This is a genomic window from Peptostreptococcaceae bacterium, from assembly GCA_016649995.1.
Lineage (GTDB): Bacteria > Bacillota > Clostridia > Peptostreptococcales > BM714 > BM714.
The window spans coordinates 1-5,487 of sequence record JAENWJ010000079.1 but is presented as its reverse complement, the minus strand read 5'-3'; the positions used below and the strand labels follow the sequence as shown (position 1 = coordinate 5,487).

Here is a 5,487-nt window from a genome sequence, read left to right as displayed (position 1 = left end):
AGAGGTTTTTTCTCCAGTTATTGAAAAGGGAGAAGCTGATTTATTGGTATCCTTTGAAAAAATGGAAGCATTAAGATGGCTTGAATACCTGAGACCAGGCGGAAAAGTTGTCGTGAATGACCATGAAATCAACCCAATGCCTGTTATTATGGGAATGCAGGAATACTCTGAGAATATATTAGAAGAAATATGTAACGCGGCACCAACTAAAGTTATAAATGCGACAAAGGAAGCTGACAAACTTGGGAATGGCAAGGTTATGAATATGATTTTACTTGGTGCAACGGTTAAGCTTATGGGTCTTGAAAATATTAACTGGAAAAAAATTATTAAAGAAAATGTAAAACCTTCCTTCTTCGACATAAATGTCAAAGCGTTTGAAGCGGGGTATGCATTATGCTGAAAAACTTCGATGATTTGATTGCACTTATGAATGGGAATGCGGAAAAGAAAACAGTAGTTGTTGCAGGTGCGGATGATGAGCACACCCTTGAAGGGATTCATACTACGATGAAGGCGGGTCTCATCAAGGCGGTGCTTATTGGTAACAAAGATAAAATCAACATGATTATAAAAAATAAATGTTTTCAGATTGACTCCCCAATCATTAATGCCGAGGATGAACAGCAGACTGCGGAAATTGCGGTTTCCCTCATCAGAGAAGGTAAAGCGGATTTCCTTATGAAAGGGAAATTACAAACAGCGACACTTCTAAAAGAGGTTGTAAACAAAGAAACAGGCATAAACCAGGGTAAGGTTATGTCACATGTCGGCCTCTTTGAAATTCCAACGTATTATAAGCTTATTGTCATAACAGACGGGGGGATGATTTTAAATCCGGACCTTGCTCAAAAAAAAGCGATCCTGGAAAATGCGGTAGAAGCTTTGAGATGTCTTGGAATTGTAAGTCCTAAAGTCGCTGTTATGGCTGGTGCTGAGGTGGTGAATCCAAAAGCTCCGGAATCGGTCGAGGCGCTCAAATTAATGGAGCTATGTGAGACAGGAGAAATTAAAGATTGCTATGTTGAAGGCCCCATTTCCTACGATCTGGCTATGAGTAAAGAGGCAGCAATTATTAAAGGGTATGACAGTATAGTAGCGGGAGATGCTGACATATTGTTGATGCCATCCATGACGGCAGGAAATATGGTAGGCAAGTCCTTAACCATATCCGGAAATACCAAAATGGCAGGAATCATCATGGGCGCGAAAGTGCCAATTGTTCTGACATCGAGGAGCGCTTCTTCGGAAGAAAAGTATCTCTCACTGATGTTTGCCGCAGCAGTAACACGATAATTCGGAAGGGATGTGCATGAAATGAATCATAAAATTCTTGTTGTCAATACCGGCTCAACCACCACTAAATTTGCGGTATATGAAAATGATATGCCACTTATATCAAATAATATTTTGCATGATTCTGAGATTTTAAACAATTTTAGAAGCTCGAACGAGCAAGCAGAATACAGAAAGGGCATCATTGAGGAATCGCTTGAGGCCTCAGGCTTTGATTTGCATACCATTGATATTGTCATGTGTCGCGGTGGATTGATTATGTATCCTAAAATTACGACCGGAGCCTATGAGGTAAATGACGATTTATATGAAGCTTTGGGGAGAAACGATATTACTCAGAATCATGCTTCTCAGCTCAGTGGGCTGATTGGAAAGCATATCGCTGATTCGATAGAAAAAAATGCTTATATATATGATGCGGTAACTGCAGGAGACCTGACTGAAACTGCACAAGTCACAGGCTTTGAGGAGATAAAGCGGATTAGCATGTGTCATGTTTTGAATTCAAGAGCAATGGCAATAAAATATTCGAAATCAATCGGGATGCCATTTGAAAGCATGCGCCTTGTCATAGCGCATCTTGGAGGCGGCTGCTCGGTTTCGGTTTACCAGAGTGGTAAGATTATTGAATCCACAGGAGATGATGACGGAGCATTTTCACCAGAAAGATCGGGCAGCATTCCCTCTTTTAAATTGATTGAACTATGTTATTCGGGAAAATATACAAAAGAAGAAATGATCAAAAAGGTCAGAGGGAAGGGCGGAATGTATGCTTTGCTAGGGACAAGCGATTGCAGGGTGGTAGAGGAAATGATCGCTTCGGGGAATGAATATGCACGGCTGATTTTTCATGCCCTTGCATACCAGAACGCCAAAGCAATTGCATTAAATTCCATCGCATTGAAAGGGAAGATCGATGCAATTATACTTACAGGCGGAGCCGCTTATTCAAATGCACTGATAGATATGATCAGAGAGTATGTAAGCGCAATTGCACCGGTGGTTGTAATGCCGGGAGAAAACGAGATAGAAGCTTTAGCTCAAGGCGGAGCAAGACTGCTAAAAGGGGAAGAGAAGGCTAGAGAATACATTTGGCCTTCTGGATTCAAACATCAAACAAAGGAGGAAGAGAAATGCTTTCAAAAAAAATGACAGAACTTATTAGTAGCAATTCGATGATCAGGGCAATGTTTGAGGAAGGGAAAAAACTAAAAGCCATTTATGGTGAAAATAATGTCTTCGATTTTAGTTTAGGAAATCCAAATTTACCGCCACCGGCGGCGGTAAAAAAAGCTATAACAGAGGTAATGGAAGAATTTGAACCGACATACATTCATGGATATATGAACAATTCTGGATATGAATCGGTAAGGACTTCCATCGCGAATTCCATCAATAGCAAGTTTGGTACTGATTTTACCGGGAAAAACATAACCATGACTGTCGGAGCCGCTGGCGGATTAAACGTAATTTTGAAAACGTTAATTAATCCAGGAGATGAAGTTGTTGTATTCGCGCCGTTTTTCGGCGAATATAAAAATTATGCTTCGAATTATGATGCAAAACTGATTGTTGTACCGCCGAATGAGCCTTCGTTTCAACCGAATCTAAGCGAATTTGATCGATTAATTAGTCCGAAGACGAAGGCTGTTATTGTAAACACGCCAAACAATCCGACGGGAGTAGTTTATACTGAAGAGATTATTGTTCAACTTACTGAAATCATGAAGAAAAAGCAAATTGAATACAATATTGATATCTTCCTGATTTCAGACGAACCATATAGAGAATTGGTATATGAGGGTGATATCAAAGTGCCCTATATAACAAAATACTACGATAATACGGTTGTGGCTTACTCCTTTAGCAAATCTCTGTCTTTGCCGGGGGATAGAATCGGGTATCTGGTAATCCCGAATTGTATTGAAGACTTTGAAAATATGATAGCCGCCGCCAATATTGCTACAAGAATCCTAGGTTATGTTAATGCTCCTTCACTGATACAACTGGCAGTGGAGAAGTGCCTCGATGAAAAAGCAAATGTAGATTTCTACAAACGTAACCGTGACACCTTAGCTGACGGGCTGTCGAAAATCGGGTATACATACGTGAAGCCTGAAGGCGCATTTTACTTGTGGATGAAAACGCCGATTGATGACATAAAATTTTCAGAGATGGCCAAAAAACATTTACTACTGGTTGTGCCGGGGACAGCATTTGGCTGCCCGGGGTATGTAAGAATTGTGTATTGTGTATCACATGAGGTAATTTTAAATGCACTTCCAAAGTTTGAAGATCTATACAGGGAAATCGCTTTGGCGGATTAGGCAGTGAATATGTTTGATAAGGAGTATAGTATGAGTAAAAGAATTGGCAGCATTTTCCCGATGATTTTCTGTTTGTTAATTGGGGCAGTCTTTGTGTTGATCCTTTGCATTCCTCAGACCAGGTCTGTATTTAAAGAAGTTACCGCAATACATCCTTTCCTAATGGGGTTTGTTAAATTTTCGTTATTAGCAACAGTTGGCGAATTATTTGCTGCCCGCCTCGAAAAAAAATGCTGGCAATTTCCGAGAGGAGTTGTTGCAAAGTTTGTCGTTTGGGGTTTCTTTGGGATCGTTATTGCATTAATGTTCAAGGTCTATTCTGGAGGAGTCGCATTCATTATTCAATCTGGTATTATCGACGGAAAAGTCGGAGGCATTTGGTCAGCATTTTTGACTAGCTTGATTATGAATGCAACTTTCGGAATGGCTCTCATGATATCACATAAAGTAACCGACACAATGATTAATTTAAAGTGTGAAAAAAGACAGATATCAGTAGAAAACGTTATTTCTAGTATCGATTTTAAAACGCTTATGGGTTTTACTATTATGAAAACCATTCCCCTATTTTGGATACCGGTGCACACTATATGCTTCATGCTTCCAGGCGAATACCAAATAATGTTTGCAGCATTCCTTTCGATTGTTTTGGGGGTTATTTTAAGTCTGAAAAAGGGGTACTGATTCGAATTTCAGGCTAGACTTCCGAAAGATGCACTGGTTGAAATCGAAGTCATTGCCGTTGCAAAATATAATATGTTCTATTTGCGTGGTGAGGATTGCTATATTGATGTGTTAACTGATTTTGGCACCAATGCAATGAGCAGTAAACAATGCGCAGGTATCATGGTTGGAGATGATTATACGTACATTATAAGTTGCTGCAACTAAAAGGAGGTATTAAATTGGATAATAAAAAAATAATTTTAGTCATTAACCCTGGTTCTACATCGACTAAAGTTGCATTGTATAATGGAGAATGTGAAATTAATAACAAGAGTATAGAACATTCTTCAGAAATTATTACGAGATTTGCCAATATAAATGAACAACTTAATTTCAGAAAGGAAGCAGTAATTAGCTATCTCAAAGAAATGAATGTTGCAGTTTCGGAGCTATCTGCTATTGCCGCTAGGGGTGGTGTAATAGGAGAACTAGAAACTGGTGCATATTTGGTTGATAAAGATTTTGTAGAAGCATCTAAAAAACCATTGGCACCTCATGTATCAAATCTTGCTCCAATAATTGCTTTTGAATTGGCAAACGAAGTGGGAATAAATGCTTATGCATATGATATGGTATGTGGTTGTGGTACTCCAGAAGAGATCTTTACACTATCGGGTGTGCCTGAATTATCAAGACCATTTCTCACACATGTCCTAAATAGTAGAGCAACTTGCTTTGAACAAGCTAGCCGAGACAACTTAAATATAAGTGAAGCTACATATATTGTAACCCACATGGGAGGAGGCATTACAAGCAATTTAGTGGATGCTGGCAAAATTAAGGATATTGTAGCTGATGACGAAGGGACTATGTCACCCGAGAGATCAGGAGGAGTACCTAGTAGAAGGCTAGTTGAGTTATGTTTTTCAGGTAAATATTCAGAAAAACAAGTACAGACAATGCTAAAAGAGTGACCTCGAAAACTAAACACAAAAATTCAATGAATTTCATTTAATCCCATGAAAACGGGTTATAGAAAAGGTTCTGTTTAGAGATCCCTTAAATTTAGGCATAGCGAAGCTAGTCCATTGCAAAAGTGGACTAAATGAGGAATAATGTTTCGTTATTTAAGCAATGCTTTTTATGTTAAAAACTTTTAAAAAATCATAAGAACCGTTAGCTTTCATGAATGCAAGTT

General features: G+C 38.9%; 6 protein-coding genes. All 6 read left to right on the top strand.

Annotation, left to right across the window (positions count from 1 at the left end; all coding sequences use genetic code 11):
- Positions 1–403 (top strand): indolepyruvate oxidoreductase subunit beta (locus tag JJE29_09035; protein ID MBK5252759.1); only part of this gene is annotated, 403 nt, incomplete at its 5' end.
- Entirely contained in the window at positions 394–1,296 is a 903-nt protein-coding gene (locus JJE29_09030; GenBank protein MBK5252758.1) for a phosphate butyryltransferase, read from the top strand. The genes JJE29_09035 and JJE29_09030, both read left to right, overlap by 10 nt.
- 21 nt (positions 1,297–1,317) lie before the next feature.
- Positions 1,318–2,448 (top strand): butyrate kinase, encoded by a 1,131-nt coding sequence (gene buk, locus JJE29_09025; protein ID MBK5252757.1) that lies wholly within the window; start codon positions 1,318–1,320, stop codon positions 2,446–2,448.
- Complete coding sequence (locus JJE29_09020; protein MBK5252756.1) at positions 2,430–3,623, top strand: pyridoxal phosphate-dependent aminotransferase; 1,194 nt, start codon at positions 2,430–2,432, stop codon at positions 3,621–3,623. Before buk ends, JJE29_09020 begins: the two co-directional genes overlap by 19 nt.
- Before the next feature lie 30 nt (positions 3,624–3,653).
- On the top strand, positions 3,654–4,307 hold the full coding sequence (locus JJE29_09015) for a hypothetical protein (protein MBK5252755.1): 654 nt from the start codon (positions 3,654–3,656) through the stop codon (positions 4,305–4,307).
- A 221-nt stretch (positions 4,308–4,528) separates the two neighbouring features.
- The gene (locus JJE29_09010; GenBank protein ID MBK5252754.1) at positions 4,529–5,263 is read left to right on the top strand and encodes a hypothetical protein; all 735 of its coding nucleotides are present in this window, start codon (positions 4,529–4,531) and stop codon (positions 5,261–5,263) included.
- The last annotated feature ends 224 nt before the right edge of the window (positions 5,264–5,487 follow it).

Excerpts from the sequence above, each read along its gene's own strand:
- buk (MBK5252757.1), top strand. The coding sequence starts at position 1,318 with ATGAATCATAAAATTCTTGTTGTCAATACCGGCTCAACCACCACTAAA.
- JJE29_09020 (MBK5252756.1), top strand. The coding sequence starts at position 2,430 with ATGCTTTCAAAAAAAATGACAGAACTTATTAGTAGCAATTCGATGATC.
- JJE29_09015 (MBK5252755.1), top strand. The coding sequence starts at position 3,654 with ATGAGTAAAAGAATTGGCAGCATTTTCCCGATGATTTTCTGTTTGTTA.